This is a genomic window from Streptomyces litmocidini, from assembly GCF_014649755.1.
Classification (GTDB): Bacteria; Actinomycetota; Actinomycetes; order Streptomycetales; family Streptomycetaceae; genus Streptomyces; species Streptomyces litmocidini.
Genome location: NZ_BMTQ01000026.1, coordinates 16,156 through 31,360, shown reverse-complemented (window position 1 = coordinate 31,360; position 15,205 = coordinate 16,156). Strand labels below are relative to the sequence as shown.

General features: G+C 72.2%; 13 protein-coding genes and 1 riboswitch. Of the genes, 8 read left to right on the top strand and 5 right to left on the bottom strand.

All coding sequences use genetic code 11. The annotated features are described in order from the left end of the window. Positions 1-96: 96 nt before the first annotated feature. Positions 97-447: a winged helix-turn-helix transcriptional regulator gene (locus tag IE180_RS33930; RefSeq protein WP_190160797.1), complete on the top strand. Its 351-nt coding sequence runs from the start codon at positions 97-99 to the stop codon at positions 445-447. On the opposite strand, the gene IE180_RS33925 is transcribed toward IE180_RS33930, so the two are convergent. Continuing rightward, positions 444-1,796: an alpha,alpha-trehalose-phosphate synthase (UDP-forming) gene (locus IE180_RS33925; RefSeq protein WP_190160796.1), complete on the bottom strand. Its 1,353-nt coding sequence runs from the start codon at positions 1,794-1,796 to the stop codon at positions 444-446. The genes IE180_RS33930 and IE180_RS33925 overlap by 4 nt on opposite strands. Before the next feature lie 120 nt (positions 1,797-1,916). After that, on the bottom strand, positions 1,917-2,885 hold the full coding sequence (locus IE180_RS33920; protein WP_190160795.1) for a glucosyl-3-phosphoglycerate synthase: 969 nt from the start codon (positions 2,883-2,885) through the stop codon (positions 1,917-1,919). 149 nt (positions 2,886-3,034) lie between these two features. After that, positions 3,035-3,183, top strand: a riboswitch (SAM riboswitch). Here IE180_RS33920 and thrC point away from each other — a divergent pair. The 5 genes from thrC to IE180_RS33895 all read left to right on the top strand — a co-directional run bounded on the left by thrC (position 3,177) and on the right by IE180_RS33895 (position 8,011). Next, on the top strand, positions 3,177-4,484 hold the full coding sequence (gene thrC / locus IE180_RS33915; RefSeq protein WP_190160794.1) for a threonine synthase: 1,308 nt from the start codon (positions 3,177-3,179) through the stop codon (positions 4,482-4,484). Its footprint overlaps the riboswitch before it by 7 nt. 14 nt (positions 4,485-4,498) lie before the next feature. After that, a complete protein-coding gene (locus IE180_RS33910; protein ID WP_190160793.1) occupies positions 4,499-4,777 on the top strand; it encodes a MoaD/ThiS family protein in 279 nt (92 codons plus the stop codon). Between the two features lie 408 nt (positions 4,778-5,185). Next, positions 5,186-5,389, top strand: coding sequence for a cold-shock protein (locus tag IE180_RS33905; RefSeq protein ID WP_015035246.1), 204 nt, complete (start codon positions 5,186-5,188; stop codon positions 5,387-5,389). 380 nt (positions 5,390-5,769) lie between these two features. Beyond that, on the top strand, positions 5,770-7,398 hold the full coding sequence (gene groL, locus IE180_RS33900; protein WP_190160792.1) for a chaperonin GroEL: 1,629 nt from the start codon (positions 5,770-5,772) through the stop codon (positions 7,396-7,398). Positions 7,399-7,537: 139 nt separating this feature from the next. Continuing rightward, positions 7,538-8,011, top strand: coding sequence for an SRPBCC family protein (locus IE180_RS33895; protein WP_190160791.1), 474 nt, complete (start codon positions 7,538-7,540; stop codon positions 8,009-8,011). 30 nt (positions 8,012-8,041) lie between these two features. Here IE180_RS33895 and IE180_RS33890 read toward each other — a convergent pair whose 3' ends face one another. After that, positions 8,042-8,824, bottom strand: a complete 783-nt coding sequence (locus tag IE180_RS33890; RefSeq protein ID WP_190160790.1) for a class I SAM-dependent methyltransferase — start codon at positions 8,822-8,824, stop codon at positions 8,042-8,044. A 360-nt stretch (positions 8,825-9,184) separates the two neighbouring features. Here IE180_RS33890 and IE180_RS33885 point away from each other — a divergent pair, with 360 nt between their 5' ends. After that, positions 9,185-12,316 (top strand): FG-GAP repeat domain-containing protein, encoded by a 3,132-nt coding sequence (locus IE180_RS33885; protein WP_190160789.1) that lies wholly within the window; start codon positions 9,185-9,187, stop codon positions 12,314-12,316. A gap of 65 nt (positions 12,317-12,381) precedes the next feature. On the opposite strand, the gene IE180_RS33880 is transcribed toward IE180_RS33885, so the two are convergent. Further along, positions 12,382-12,522 (bottom strand): hypothetical protein, encoded by a 141-nt coding sequence (locus IE180_RS33880; protein WP_229861178.1) that lies wholly within the window; start codon positions 12,520-12,522, stop codon positions 12,382-12,384. Positions 12,523-12,701: 179 nt separating this feature from the next. Here IE180_RS33880 and IE180_RS33875 point away from each other — a divergent pair, with 179 nt between their 5' ends. Continuing rightward, a complete protein-coding gene (locus IE180_RS33875; RefSeq protein ID WP_190160788.1) occupies positions 12,702-14,228 on the top strand; it encodes an alpha/beta hydrolase in 1,527 nt (508 codons plus the stop codon). A gap of 30 nt (positions 14,229-14,258) precedes the next feature. On the opposite strand, the gene murQ is transcribed toward IE180_RS33875, so the two are convergent. Next, entirely contained in the window at positions 14,259-15,188 is a 930-nt protein-coding gene (gene murQ, locus IE180_RS33870; protein ID WP_190160787.1) for an N-acetylmuramic acid 6-phosphate etherase, read from the bottom strand. Between the last annotated feature and the right edge of the window lie 17 nt (positions 15,189-15,205).

Here is a 15,205-nt window from a genome sequence, read left to right as displayed (position 1 = left end):
CCGCAAGGCTGCTGCAGACCTCTGACCTGCTCAAGTACCCACTCGGAAGTGGGTGGTTACCCTGAGGTGAGCGAACAGGTCAGAGGGGTGGGGCGGATGGCGACACTGAACCGGCCGGGTGCGCCCGACGGGCACGTCTGCGGCATCGACACCGCGATGGAGGTGATCGGTGGCAAGTGGAAGGTGCTCATCCTCTGGGCCCTCCACGAACGGCCGCACCGCCGCTTCGGCGAACTCCGGCGCCTGGTCCCGGGCATCACCGAGAAGGTCCTCGCCTCCCACCTGCGCGAGATGGAGGCGGACGGCATCGTCGACCGCGTCTCCTACGACGAGGTTCCGCCCCGCGTCGAGTACGCCCTCACCCCGTCCGGCATCCGCCTGAACGAGGCCCTGGAGCCCCTGGCGGCGTGGGGCGGGGAGCGGCGGGAGGGCCGCACGAGCCCCTAGCCCCCGAGCGCCTCCAGCTGCTCCAGGAACCAGCGCTGCGGGGGCTGGGAGGTGGCCGTGGACGCCAGGCGTTTCGTGCGGTCCGTGCGCTCGGACGGGGACATCGTGAGGGCCGCGTGCAGGGCCTCGGCCGTCTCCGAGACGTCGAAGGGGTTCACCGTGAGGGCGTCCTCGTGGAGTTCCTCGTGGGCGCCCGCCTCACGGGACAGGACCAGGGCGCAGCCCGCCTCCGAGACGACCGGTATCTCCTTCGCGACCAGGTTCATGCCGTCGCGCACCGGGTTCACCAGGGCCACGTCCGCCAGGCGGTAGGCGGCCAGGGAACGGGTGAAGTCGTCCTTCACCGAGACCAGGACCGGCTGCCAGTCCGCCGTGCCGAACTCGGTGTTGATCTCCTCCGCCAGCTCCCTCACCGCCGCCGTGTACGAGCGGTACGACTCCAGGTCCTGGCGGGAGGGGTACGCCGAGGCCAGGTGGACCACCCGCCCGCGCCACTCCGGGTGGGCCGTGAGGAGCTCCCGGTAGGCCAGCAGGCCGCGCAGGATGTTCTTGGAGAGCTCCGTGCGGTCGACGCGGACGATGGTCCTGCGGTCGCCGACCTCCGCCCGGAGTTCCGCCAGGCGCTCGTCCACCTCCGGGCGGTGCGCCAGCGCCCGCAGCTCCTCGCCGTCGACGCCCAGGGGGTGCGCCGCGACCCGGGTGCGACCGAGGTCGCCCGCGCACTCCTCGAACGCCGACGCCCAGGCCCGGGTGTGGAAGCCCAGCCGGTCCGCGCCGAGCATGCCCCGCAGGAGTTCCTCGCGGATGTCGTCCGGGAGCATCCCGAGGTACGGCGGGGACGCCCACGGGGTGTGGGTGAAGTGCGCGATGCGCAGGTCGGGGCGGAGCTCGCGGAGCTGCCCCGGGACGAGGGCCAGGTGGTAGTCCTGCACCAGGACCGCCGCGCCCTCCGCGGCCTCCGCGGCCAGGGCCTCGGCGAAGGCGCGGTTGTAGGCGCGGTACGACTCCCAGCGGCGGCGGAACTCCGCGTCGAAGACCGGCTCGCGCGGGATGTCGTACAGGTGGTGGTGGAGGAACCACAGCACCGAGTTCGCGATGCCGTTGTACGCGTCGGCGTGGACGGACGGGTCGATGTCCAGCATCCGCACGCCCGGTTCCGCGATGCCCCGCCGGACCGCCTCCCGGTCGCCCTCGCCGAGCGCCGCGCACACCCAGAGACTGTCCTGGGAACCGATGGCGCTCAGGCCCGAGACCAGGCCGCCGCCGCCCCTCCGGGCGTCGAGCGACCCGCCCTCGCCGAGCACGTACGAGACGGGGCCCCGGTTGGATGCGACGAGCACAGTAGCCATGTGGCGAACCTAGCCCGTCCCGTAAACGCTCAAACGTACGTATACGAGTCAGGACGATCCGGCCACGCTCGGTCGCCGCGGGGCCGCCGCCGCGGGGTCGCCGCCCGGGGCCGTGCCGCGCTACGCCACGCGGCGCCGCGCGTACTCCGCGATCTCGGTCATCGGCGGGCGCTCCTCCGTGTCCACCGCGTACGTCGTCGGCTCGAAGCCCTTCTCGCCCCGGGCGAACTGGGTGAGCCGGGGCCGCACCAGGTGTCCCCGCGAGAGCCGCAGCTGCGCCGTGCGGTAGATCGCCGCCGCCATCCGGCCCAGCGCCTGCCCGTCCTGGTGCCGGTGCTTGCGCACCCCCACGTCCACCTGCGCGAGCGCGTCCAGGCCCACCGTGTGCAGGGCGTCCACGAGCAGCCCCAGCTCCACTCCGTAACCGACCGGGAACGGGAGGCGTTCGAGCAGCGAGCGGCGTGCCGCGTACTCGCCGCCCAGGGGCTGTACGAAGCCGGCCAGCCGGGGCCAGTGCAGGTTGAGCAGCGGGCGGGCCACCAGTTCCGTGACCCTGCCGCCCTGGGCCGGGGCCTCGCCGGGGGCGGGCCCGTCGGGTCCGGCGCCGAACGGGCGGTCGTACATCGCCTTCACGAAGTCGACGTCCGGGTCCGTGAGCAGCGGGCCCACGATCCCCGTCACGAAGTCCGCGGAGAAGTCCCGCAGGTCCGCGTCGACGAAGCACACCACGTCCCCGCTCGTCACCATCAGCGACCGCCACAGGACCTCGCCCTTGCCGGGCACGGCCGGTATCCGGGGGAGTATCGAGTCCCGCGCGACCACCCGCGCGCCGGCGGCCGCGGCCACCTCCGCCGTGCGGTCCGTGGAGCCCGAGTCGATCACCACCAGCTCGTCGACGAGCGGCACCTTCTCCGTCATCAGCTCGCGGCGGATCACGGCGACGATGTCCCCGACCGTCGCCTCCTCGTTCAGCGCCGGCAGGACGACGCTGACCTTCGTGTTCCGCTTGGCGGCGAGGATCCGCTCCAGCGGTCGGTCCGCCACGGACCAGGACCGCCGGTCCAGCCAGCGCTCCACCTCTTCCAGCACCTGATCTCCATCTCGCGGTTCGGACGGCCGGTCCACGCGTCCGGGCCTTCGGTTACAGTCTTGAACAACGCGGATGCCCGATGCACGTCGGGGTGCCGCCCGCGTCGGAGCGCAGGAACGAAAGTCCACCACGCTTCACAATCGAATACCGCTCATCCAGAGGGGCAGAGGGAAACGGCCCGTTGAAGCCCCGGCAACCCTCCAGTCGGTTATCACTCGTCCTCCAGCGAGGTCCCCGGCTAGGGAAGGTGCCAAATCCGTCTCATGGCGAAAAATTCGCCATTGGGAAAGATGAGGAGAAAGGGCCTCGCCTCCATGGCTGTACAGACCGCTACCCCCACCACCGTCGACCTCGGTCCCGCGTCCGGGCTCTCCTGTCGCGAATGCGGTGAGCACTTCCCGCTCGGTCCGATCTTCGCCTGCGAACTCTGCTTCGGACCGCTCGAAGTCGCGTACGACCTCCCCACCGGTGACCCCGAGGCGCTGCGCAAGCAGATCGAGGCCGGTCCCGCCAACATCTGGCGCTACGCCCCGCTGCTGCCCGTCCCCGCCGACGTCGCCGAGAAGCCGAACCTGAACCCCGGCTGGACCAAGCTCGTCCAGGCCGACAACCTCGCCCGCGAGATCGGCGTCGCCCCCGGCAAGCTCTTCGTCAAGGACGACTCCGGCAACCCGACCCACTCCTTCAAGGACCGGGTCGTCGCCCAGGCCCTCGAAGCCGCCCGGGCCTTCGGCTTCACCACCCTCTCCTGCTCCTCCACCGGCAACCTGGCCGGCGCCGTCGGCGCCGCCGCCGCCCGCGCCGGCTTCCGCTCCTGCGTGTTCATCCCGCACGACCTGGAGCAGGGCAAGGTCGTCATGGCCGGTGTCTACGGCGGTGACCTCGTCGCCATCGAGGGCAACTACGACGACGTCAACCGCTTCTGCTCGGAGCTCATCGGCGACCCGCTCGGCGAGGGCTGGGGCTTCGTGAACGTCAACCTCCGCCCGTACTACGGCGAGGGCTCCAAGACGCTCGCGTACGAGATCTGCGAGCAGCTCGGCTGGGTCGTCCCCGACCAGCTCGTCATCCCGATCGCCTCCGGCTCCCAGCTCACGAAGATCGACAAGGGTCTGCAGGAACTCATCAAGCTGGGCCTCGTCGAGGACAAGCCGTACAAGATCTTCGGCGCCCAGGCCGAGGGCTGCTCCCCGGTCTCCGCCGCCTTCAAGGCGGGCCACGACGTCGTACGGCCGCAGAAGCCGAACACCATCGCCAAGTCGCTCGCCATCGGCAACCCGGCCGACGGCCCCTACGTCCTCGACATCGCCCGCCGGACCGGCGGCGCCGTGGAGGACGTGAACGACGAGCAGGTCGTGGACGCGATCAAGCTCCTCGCGCAGACCGAGGGCATCTTCGCGGAGACCGCGGGCGGCGTCACCGTCGGCGTCACCCGGAAGCTCGTCGAGGCGGGTCTGATCGACCCGGACCTCACCACCGTCGTCCTCAACACCGGCGACGGGCTCAAGACCCTGGACGCGGTGGCCGACACCTCTCAGGCGACCGCCACCATCCGCCCGAGCCTGGACGCGTTCCGCGACGCCGGCCTGGCGCTCTGAAAGGTTACGAACACATGGCCGTGAACGTCCGCATCCCCACCATCCTCCGCACCTACACGGGCGGCCGGGCCGAGGTCCAGGCCGAGGGCGCGACCCTCGCCGAGGTCATCGCCGACCTGGAGAAGAACCACACGGGCATCGCCGCCCGCGTCCTGGACGACCAGGGCAAGCTGCGCCGCTTCGTCAACGTCTACGTGAACGACGACGACGTGCGCTTCGAGCAGGGCCTGGAGACGGCCACCCCGGCCGGCGCGGGCGTCTCGATCATTCCGGCCGTCGCCGGAGGCTGCTGAGGGCCTGCGGGCCCGTCGAGTCTTACCGGTCAGTACGAATTGCCCCTTCCGCGCGAAAAGCGGAAGGGGCAATTCTGCATGGTTGAGCGCGGTAGAGTTGGGGAAGTCCCCTCCGCTGCTCATGCCGGGCGCATATGAGAATGCGTCTCCGCACGACAAGAAGCAGCCAAAGTGTGTGCGCGTTGTGTACCTTCTGCGCGCTTTGCCGGGCCCGACTTGCCCCGTGATCCAGGGGATCCTCCCCAATTCCCCTTTCCGTCGCGCCCAGAATTATCGGTCGAACAGCCTGTTGCAGAGGGCAGTTGGGCAGATACATTCAGCCGCGGTCGACGCGTTCCGGCGCAGAGGTCTGACCCGGGTCCGCGAAGTGCGGGTCCCGCGCAAGGGCCAGTAATAGGGGAGTTAGGCATGGCTCAGGGCACCGTCAAGTGGTTCAACGCGGAGAAGGGCTACGGCTTCATCGCGGTAGACGGTGGTGCGGATGTTTTCGTCCACTACAGTGCGATCCAGATGGATGGCTACCGCAGCCTCGAAGAGGGCCAGCGGGTCGAGTTCGAGATCTCGCAGGGCCAGAAGGGTCCGCAGGCGGACATGGTCAAGCTCGCCGTCTGAGCGCGGCGCGATCGGCCACCGACGCAACGCCGTCGAGGGGTCCGCATCCCTGAGGGGATGCGGACCCCTCGCGCGTTCCCGCCCCCTCGCGCGTTCCCGCCCCCTCGCGCGTTCCCGCCCCCTCGCGCGTTCCCGTCCCCTCCCCGCTCCGTCGCCCCTCGATCGACCTCCCGAAACCCGAGAGTCGCTTGCACTCTCATAGGGCGAGTGCTAATCATTGGCGTTAGCACTCGGAAGGTGAGAGTGCTACGAGGATCGGGCAGACGAGGCCGCCGGCCGGGTGGGGCAAGGAACCACGCGGAGTCGCGGAGGCCGTCCGTCGCGGGCGTCGGCGCGGTCCTGGAGCGTTATCCACCCCATGTCCGGGAGGACCACTTCACATGGCCAAGATCATCGCGTTCGACGAGGAGGCCCGGCGCGGTCTCGAGCGCGGCATGAACCAGCTCGCTGACGCCGTCAAGGTCACCCTCGGCCCCAAGGGCCGCAACGTCGTCCTCGAGAAGAAGTGGGGTGCCCCCACGATCACCAACGATGGTGTCTCCATCGCCAAGGAGATCGAGCTCGAGGACCCGTACGAGAAGATCGGCGCCGAGCTGGTCAAGGAAGTCGCCAAGAAGACGGACGACGTCGCCGGCGACGGTACGACCACCGCCACCGTCCTCGCCCAGGCGCTCGTCCGCGAGGGCCTCCGCAACGTCGCCGCCGGCGCCAACCCGATGGCCCTCAAGCGCGGCATCGAGAAGGCCGTCGAGGCCGTCTCCGGCGCCCTGCTCGAGCAGGCGAAGGATGTCGAGACCAAGGAGCAGATCGCCTCCACGGCCTCCATCTCCGCCGCCGACACCCAGATCGGCGAGCTCATCGCCGAGGCGATGGACAAGGTCGGCAAGGAAGGCGTCATCACCGTCGAGGAGTCCCAGACCTTCGGTCTGGAGCTTGAGCTCACCGAGGGCATGCGCTTCGACAAGGGCTACATCTCGGCGTACTTCGCCACCGACATGGAGCGCATGGAGGCGTCGCTCGACGACCCCTACCTCCTGATCGTCAACTCCAAGATCTCCTCCGTGAAGGACCTCCTCCCGCTCCTGGAGAAGGTCATGCAGTCGGGCAAGCCGCTGCTGATCATCGCCGAGGACGTCGAGGGCGAGGCCCTGTCGACCCTGGTCGTCAACAAGATCCGCGGCACCTTCAAGTCCGTCGCGGTCAAGGCCCCGGGCTTCGGCGACCGCCGCAAGGCCATGCTGAACGACATCGCCATCCTCACGGGCGGCACGGTCATCTCCGAGGAGGTCGGCCTCAAGCTCGAGAACGCCGGCCTGGACCTGCTGGGCCGCGCCCGCAAGGTCGTCATCACCAAGGACGAGACCACCATCGTCGACGGTGCCGGTGACAGCGACCAGGTCGCCGGTCGCGTGAACCAGATCCGCGCCGAGATCGAGAACTCCGACTCGGACTACGACCGCGAGAAGCTCCAGGAGCGCCTCGCGAAGCTGGCCGGCGGCGTGGCCGTCATCAAGGCCGGTGCCGCGACCGAGGTCGAGCTCAAGGAGCGCAAGCACCGCATCGAGGACGCCGTCCGCAACGCGAAGGCGGCCGTCGAGGAGGGCATCGTCGCCGGTGGTGGCGTGGCCCTGCTCCAGGCGTCCAGCGTCTTCGAGAAGCTCGAGGCCGGCCTGTCTGGCGACGAGGCCACCGGTGCCAACATCGTCAAGCTGGCCCTCGAGGCCCCGCTGAAGCAGATCGCCGTCAACGCCGGTCTCGAGGGCGGCGTCGTGGCGGAGAAGGTCCGCAACCTGCCCGTCGGCCACGGCCTGAACGCCGCGACCAACGAGTACGTCGACCTCATCGCCGAGGGCATCATCGACCCGGCCAAGGTCACGCGCTCCGCGCTGCAGAACGCCGCGTCGATCGCCGCGCTGTTCCTCACCACCGAGGCCGTCATCGCCGACAAGCCGGAGAAGGCCGCCGCGCCGGCCGGCGGCGGCATGCCGGGCGGTGACATGGACTTCTGATCCTGACGGATCGGCAGTCCATCGCTGAACGCGCGACTCGCGAACGCGAACGAGGGCGGCACCCCCTGGTGGGGGTGCCGCCCTCGGGCGTTCGGCGGATGCTGGAAGGGGCGGGATCCTCCGGGAAGGGATCGGGATCATGGTCACCCTCCTCACGACGCCGGCCGATCGCGAGCTGGTCGTCACCCGCACGTTCGACGCCCCGCCGGCCCGCGTCTGGGAGGCCTGGACGAGGCCCGAGCACGTACGGGAGTGGTACGGGGGTGCCGGGCTGACCACGTCGGTCGTCGACGTCGACCTGCGCCCCGGCGGCACCTGGCGCTGGGGCCAGACCGGGCCGGGCGGCCAGGAGATCGTCTTCTCCGGCACGTACGAGGACGTCGTCCCGGCGGAGCGCCTCGACTACACGGAGGTCTTCGAGCAGATGCCGGACGCCGGGCCCGTCCGCGTGACCCTCACCTTCGACGCGACCCCGGACGGCGGCACGGCCCTGACCAGCACCTCCTTCTGGCCCTCGAACGAGATCCGGGACCAGGCGCTGGCGGCGGGCATGGAGGCGGGGATGCGGGAGCAGTACGACCGGCTGGCGCGACACCTGGAGGGGATGCGGTGAGCCGTCCCCGGCGGGGCGCCCCCGGCGGGGTCAGCGGCGGAAGAGGGCCGTCCAGAGGAAGGACTCGCCGAAGACCGGGGAGCCGGCGGTCTGCGCACGCATGCGGCGCAGCTCGACCTCGGTCAGACCGGTCTCCGTCAGGCCGGTCTCCGTCAGACCGGTCTCCGTCAGGCCGGTGAAGATCGTGCGGAGCGAGGTGTCGGTGTAGGCGAGGCCTCCCTCCAGGCTGCCCTTCCGGTAGAACTCGGCGTCCGGGAGCTCGGAGCCCATGCCGCCCTCACCGGCCGCGAACGCGGTGAGCGCGAAGCGGCCGCCGGGGGCGAGGACGCGGTCGAGGAGGGCGAGGTAGCTGACGCGGCGGTGCGGGGGCAGGTGGTGGAAGCAGCCGGAGTCGTAGACGAGGTCGTACGGGCCGTCGAGGGGCTCGGTGAAGACGTCGCCGCAGACGAACCGGACGTTCTCGGCGCCCGCTTCGGCGGCCCGTTCCTCCGCCCAGGCGATCGCGGTGGGCGAGAGGTCGACCGCGGTCACGTCGAAGCCCGCCGAGGCGAGGTGGAGGGCGTTCCGGCCGGGCCCGCAACCGAGGTCGAGCGCCCGGCCGCCGGCCGGGAGCAGACCCCGCTCGACGTACGACACGAGGTTCTCGTCGGGCTCGGCGACGAAGAACGGCACGGGCTTGTCCCGGTCCGCGTAGAACCCGTCCCACCACGCGGCCCCGCCCTCCGTCCACCGGTCGGCACCGGGCGAGAACAGGTCGTCGAGCAGGGCGAGGACGTCGTCGATCGTGCGGATGTGGCGGTCGGTCTGGCTCATGCGGATCTCCCCTCCGAGTCCCCCAAGAATACGGGGAGTTGAGGGGAAAGCCCAGGTCAGAGGTGGTGTGCGGATCGGTTGTGCGGAGGCTGGGCGGCCTGCGGCGGCAGGGGCGGGGCCGGGGGCGGGGAGGGGCGTGCGGGACCCGTCGCGCCCGCCCTCGGGCCCGAGGGCGGGCCCTTTCGTGGCCCCCGCAGCCAAGTTTCTGGCGCGTTCGATTCGCCTGAATGTACGATCCGGCTGCCGACAGGGGGGGTCCCGCCGGCCCCCGGCCGCGCGGTCCGCACCGCACCGCCCTGCCCGTCGCGCCCGCCCTCCCTCGTCGTACCCGCCTTCACTCCCGTACGAGGGGACACGTACTTGTCCGTCCGAAGAGCCGTCGCGCTCGCGCTGAGCGCGGCCCTGGGCATCACCGGTCCGGTGGCCGGGGCTCCCACCGCAGTGGCCGCGTCCGACGCGCCGTACCACGTCGCGATCGACGCGCCGCCCAGCAGCACCCCGCCTGTCCTGTACGCCTACGGGGCCGGTACCGGCGTTCAGATCTGGGACAACGGCGAGGCCAAGCTGCGCTGGCAGAGCCTCGGCGCGGACGGCCGGTCCGTCCTCGTCGACCCCTGCACGTCCCTCGGCCGGATCGCCCATCACGGCGACAGGATGGGCTGCTTCGGTTTCTACGGCGAGGAGGCCGTGGCCACCGTCTACGACCACGCCGCCGGCACCGCCCTGAGCAGGACCAAGCCGGACGGCCACACCTGGCTGCAGGCCTTCGGAGCGAACCGCCTCCTCAGCTACAGCACCGGTGCCGACGGCGCCGTAACCCTGCACCTCCTGGGCCTCGGCCCCGACGCCCCGGCGGACGCGGACCTCGTCGCCCCCGCGGGGGCGACGATCACCGGTGCGCCCGCGCTCCTCGCGTTCGACGCCGCCGGAGCGCTCATCCGCTACCAGGTGGGCTCCACCGAGACCATGGGCCTGGTCGACTTCGTCACCGGAGCGATCACCCCCGTCCCCATCCTCTCCGGCAACACGTACTACTACCTCAGGGCGGCCCTCAGCGCCGACTGGATCGTCCAGTACCAGGAGTCCGGCACCGGTGAGGCCCTCGTCGTCCCCCGCAAGAACCCCGGTGCCCCCGGCCGGACGGTGAAGCTGCCGTACGACACCTACGACCTCGGCAAGCTCGCCGTCATCGGCGACTGGATCGTCGGCCACTACGGCGACGTGTACGCGCCGAACCACCCGCTCAAGGCCACGCCGATCAACGGCGGCGCCTCGCGTGACCTGGGCGTCCTCGCCGAGGTCACGGCCGGGGTCTCGACCGGTGCGGACGGCCCCCTGTACGTCGTCGGCGGCACCGACTCCGCCCACTGGGGCGTCCGCCGCGTCACGCTCGACGCCGTCTCCGCCGCCCCGGTCACCGCCCAGGTCCTGGGCGTCCCGCCGAAGCGCTCCCGGCGGACCGGCCTGACCCTGGCCAACGGCCGGATCACCACCGAGCACGACGACGTCTACCGCACGCTCCAGGGGTACGACCTGTCCCTCACCGAGCCGCACACCGCCGCCCCGGTCTGGAACTGCGCCGTGACCTCCGCCGGCACCTCGCCGTGTGCCGAACCGGCCGGTCCGGGGATCGTCGGCGCCCGTTGGGCCGACACCGGAGACGGCCGCCTCGTCACGCTCGGGGCGGACGACCTCCCGCCGTCCCGCGGGGAGGCACCCTGCAGCTGGTGCGTCCCGACGGTGCAGGTGACCACCGCCACCCCCGGTGCGACCACGCGCAAGCTCACGCTGGACACCACGCGCAAGCTCACGCCGGCCCGCCTCTCCAACGCCTCCGGCCGCTACGTGCACTTCCTCGCCACCGAGAACTACGAGAGCCGGTCGGTCGTCGCGGACATCGAGACCGGCAAGGTCCTCTCGGTCTCCGGCAACACGAACCAGGCCCTGTGGGGCACCTGGCTCTGGACCGCGTCCACGGCGAACGACACCGTCTCGGCGGTCGACCTGCGCACCGGGGCCACGGTCGCGACGGTGGACCTCGGGACCGACTGCGGCACCTTCGACTTCGACGTCGTCGGCAAGTGGATCTACGCCCGCTGCGGCGACAACACGTCCGCCGTCGTGTACGACCGGGAGAAGAAGACCTCGGTCCGCTTCCAGCTGTCCCGGTACGCCCGGCCGTCGCTGGGTGACGGCTTCGTCGCCTACACCGAGACCGACAACGCCGGCGACCGGCTGAGCGTGACCGACGTCCGCTCCGGCGCGCCCGTCGTGCGTTCCCTCGGAACCCTCGCGCCCGGCGTGTCCAACTACGGCCAGAACTGGACGATCGACCGGTTCGGCGGAGGCGTCGCCTTCGTCGACTCCCAGCAGGCGATCCAGGTCGTCGGCCTCGGCGGTGCCACGAGCCGCGTGACCGTCCTCGACTCGGCGGTGCCGACGTCGGCGAACCTGAAGTCCAGCGCCTGGAAGCCGCGGTGGACCCTGTCCAAGCCCGGCACGTGGTCGCTCGCCCTGAAGAACAAGGCGTCCGGCAAGACGGTCCGCACGCTCACCGGACAGGCCCGCGGCATCGTCGCTCCCTCCTGGGACGGGAAGGACGCGGCCGGCAAGCTCGTCGCGAACGGGGCCTACACCTGGGCGCTGACCGTGAAGCCCTCCGACGGACAGGGCGCCGACCTGGCCGTCTCCGGGGCCGTCTCCGTGGCCGGCGGCGCCGCCGTGTGGCGGGACCTCGCCGGGGACGACGGCTTCGGGGACCTGCTCGTGATGGACACGGCCGGGCTCGTCTCGATGTACCGGGGGACCGGGACGGGCGCGCTGTCCGCGCGGATCGCCGGGACGGGGACCACGTTCGCGACGACCTCCGTGTTCGTGCCGACGGGCGATCTCGACGGCGACCGCTGCGCCGACGTCTACGCACGCGTGGGCGACCAGCTGCGCGCCTACCGGCCCGGGTGCGGGAAGACGGTCTCGGCCTCCTCGCCGTACACGGCCGTCGGATCGGGCTGGGGACAGTACGACGTGATCACGTCCTCCGGTGACGTGAACGGCGACGGGTACGCCGACCTGGTCGTCCGTCAGGCGTCCACCGGTGACGTGTACTTCTACGGCGGAACCGCCGACCACCGGGTCAGGGCCCGGGTGAAGATCGGCGCCAACTGGAAGCTGTACAAGAAGATCGTCGGCGCGGGCGACCTCAACGGCGACGGGCGCGGCGACCTGCTCGGCGTGGACGCCTCGGGCGTGCTCTGGCGGTACTACGGCACCGCGACCGGCGGCGTCACCGCGCGCGTGAAGGTCGGCTCGGGCTGGGGCGGGTACTCCTCGCTCGTCGGCGTCGGCGACCTGTCCGGCGACGGGCGCGCCGACCTGCTGGCCCGCGACACCGCCGGGAAGCTGTGGCGCTACAGCGGCACGGGGACCGGTCTCTACGGGACCCGGGTGATGATCGGCTCCGGCGGGTGGAGCGCCTTCAAGGGCCTCTACTGACCCGCAGGTGACTCCGGGGGCCCGGCCGCGACCGCGCGGCCGGGCCCCCGGGCGTCTCCCGGTCCTCAGGCCGGCGGGGCCGGCAGGCCCGCCTCCTGGCCCGAACGGCGCAGCGACTCCGCGACGGAACCGTTCGCCTTCAGCTCCTCGACCGTGTCCCGGAGGAAGGCGACGGTCCCGGGGCGGCGCCCGACCGTCGTCCCCACGGCCACCGGACGCCGCGAGCCCGGCCGGCGAGGCACCCCCGGGTCTCGTGTTCCTGTGGTCGTGGTCGAGCTGTCGCAGGTTCTCCTCGACGCCGCCCGGGCGGGCGGGGGTTCGCCCCACTCCCGAAGCACCGGCCCGCCGGATGGGGGCCGGAGGCCCCGACCGGGAGGCTGTGTGCATGACAGCCAATCGTGGGCGCAAGGCCCTGACGCTCGCCCTCTCCGTCGCCGCCGTCGCCGGCGTCGGGCTCGCCGCCAGCGGTGCCGCCTCCGCCTCCCCGGCCTCCGCCTCCCCCGCCTCCGCCTCCCCCGCCGGGCTCGACTGGGGCGACTGCGACCCCGCCGTGAAGCCGCTGCCGGGGCAGCGGTGCGCCATGCTCTCCGTGCCCCTCGACTACGCCGATCCCGACGGAGAACGGATCCGGCTCGCCGTGTCCCGGCTGCCCAGCACCCGGCCCGAGGCGCGGCGCGGGACGCTCATGGTGATCCCGGGCGGGCCGGGCAGCTCCGGTGTGCAGCGGCTCGGGCAGAAGGGGGCCGCCCTGGCGAAGGAGGTGGACGGCGCGTACGACCTGGTGGCCTTCGACCCGCGCGGGATCGGAGGCTCCGCGAAGGCCCGGTGCGGTTTCGCCGAGGAGGACCGGCGCCTGGTGACCCTGCGGTCCTGGCCCGCCGCCGACGGCGGCATCGGCGAGAACACGGCCCGGTCCCGCCGGATGGCCGAGGCGTGCGAGCACAACGGCGGGGCGATGCTGCGCGGGCTGACGACCGCCAACCAGGTGCGGGACCTCGACCGGCTGCGGCAGGCGCTCGGCGAGCGGAAGCTGTCCGCGTGGAGCGTGTCGTACGGGACGTACGTGGCCGCCGTGTACGCCCAGGAGTTCCCGGAGCGCACCGACCGCTGGGTCCTCGACAGCAGCTCCGACCCCGACCCGGGGCGCGTCGCCCGGGGCTGGCTGGCGGGCATGGCGCGCGGTGCCGAGGACCGCTTCCCGGACTTCGCCGCCTGGGCCTCGGACCCGGACCGGGCGGGGGAGGGGCTGCGCCTCGCCGAACGGCCCGAGGACGTGCGGCCCCTGTTCCTGGGCCTCGCCGCCCGCCTCGACCGCGCGCCGCGCGCCTCGGCGACCCCCGGCGTCCCGCTGACCGGCACCGTGCTGCGGCAGGCGCTCCAGCAGGCCCTGTACTCCGACGCCTCCTTCCCGGCCTTCGCGCGCCTGATGTCCCAGGCCCTCGACCCGGCGGGCGTGCCGGTCCTGCCGCCCGAGCTGGCCGGTCCGATGCCCGACGAGGCGGCGACCGTCAGCGTGGGCGTGATCTGCAACGACGTGGACTGGCCCGCCTCCGTCCCGGCGTACGGGAGGGGCGTCGCCGCGGACCGGGAGCGGTACCCGCTGACGGCCGGGATGCCGGCGAACATCACGCCGTGCGCCTTCTGGAAGGGCGGCGCGGTGGAGAAGCCGACCCGGATCACCGACCGGGGGCCGTCGAACGTGCTCATGATCCAGAACCTGCGCGACCCGGCCACCCCGCACTCCATGGGTCTGAGGATGCGGAAGGCCCTCGGCGACCGGGCCCGCCTCGTCTCGGTCGACAGGGGCGGCCACGCGGTCTACCTCGGGAACGGGAACGCGTGCGGCGACCGGGCCGTGACCCGCTTCCTCACCGAGGGCGCGCGGCCGGCGGAGGACGTTCTCTGCCGGTGAGCGGGCGGGGCGGGGATCACGCGGCGGACATCACGCGGTGGGCGGGTGCAGCGCCGCGCGCAGGTGGCCCCCGGAGGCGGTCAGCCGTGCGGCGGCCGTGGGGGCGTCGATGTCGGCGAGGATCATGAGGAGGGCGTTCTTGACCTCGCCGTCGGCGGCGGCGAGGGCCGTCTCGATCTGCTCGTCGGGGGCGCCGGTGGCGAGGGCGACGATGCGCCGCGAGCGGGCCTGGAGCTTGTCGTTGGAGGCGCGGACGTCGACCATCAGGTTTCCGTAGGTCTTGCCGAGGCGGATCATCGTGAGGGTCGAGATCATGTTGAGGACGAGCTTCTGGGCGGTGCCGGCCTTGAGGCGGGTGGAGCCGGTGAGGAGCTCGGGCCCGGTGACGACCTCGATGCCGTGCTCGGCGGCGGCGGCGAGCGCGCTGTCCTCGTTGCAGGCGAGGCCGATGGTCAGCGCGCCCCGGGCGCGGGCGTGTTCGACGGCGCCGACGGCGTACGGGGTGCGGCCGGAGGCGGAGATGCCGACGACGGTGTCGTCGGCGGTGAGGCCGAGCGCGGTGAGGTCCTCGACCGCGAGTTCCCTGGAGTCCTCGGCGCCTTCGACGGCCTTGACCATGGCGGTGGGGCCGCCCGCGATGAGGCCGACGACCTGCGACGGGTCGGTGTTGAAGGTGGGCGGGCACTCGCTGGCGTCGAGGACGCCGAGGCGGCCGGCGGTGCCCGCGCCCATGTAGATCAGGCGTCCGCCGCGGGCCATGCGGGCGGCGGTGGCGTCGATGGCGGCGGCGATCGCGGGGAGCTGCCGCTCGACGGCCTCGGGGACGGTCCGGTCCTCGCCGTTCATGAGGCGGGCGACGTCCAGCGTCGGGAGCCGGTCGATCTCGGCGAGTTCGGGGCGGAAGGCCTCGGTGGTGAGGGTGGCAAGCTGGGCGCGGAGTTCGGAGTACGAGCTGGGCACGGGGGCTCTTTCGGTAC

Bases quoted from the DNA above. Each gene is read 5' to 3' on its own strand.
- IE180_RS33930 (WP_190160797.1), top strand. From the start codon at position 97: ATGGCGACACTGAACCGGCCGGGTGCGCCCGACGGGCACGTCTGCGGC.
- IE180_RS33890 (WP_190160790.1), bottom strand. From the start codon at position 8,824: ATGAGCCAGACCGACCGCCACATCCGCACGATCGACGACGTCCTCGCC.
- IE180_RS33895 (WP_190160791.1), top strand. From the start codon at position 7,538: ATGGTCACCCTCCTCACGACGCCGGCCGATCGCGAGCTGGTCGTCACC.
- groL (WP_190160792.1), top strand. From the start codon at position 5,770: ATGGCCAAGATCATCGCGTTCGACGAGGAGGCCCGGCGCGGTCTCGAG.
- IE180_RS33925 (WP_190160796.1), bottom strand. From the start codon at position 1,796: ATGGCTACTGTGCTCGTCGCATCCAACCGGGGCCCCGTCTCGTACGTG.
- IE180_RS33910 (WP_190160793.1), top strand. From the start codon at position 4,499: ATGGCCGTGAACGTCCGCATCCCCACCATCCTCCGCACCTACACGGGC.
- IE180_RS33905 (WP_015035246.1), top strand. From the start codon at position 5,186: ATGGCTCAGGGCACCGTCAAGTGGTTCAACGCGGAGAAGGGCTACGGC.
- IE180_RS33875 (WP_190160788.1), top strand. From the start codon at position 12,702: ATGACAGCCAATCGTGGGCGCAAGGCCCTGACGCTCGCCCTCTCCGTC.
- thrC (WP_190160794.1), top strand. From the start codon at position 3,177: ATGAGGAGAAAGGGCCTCGCCTCCATGGCTGTACAGACCGCTACCCCC.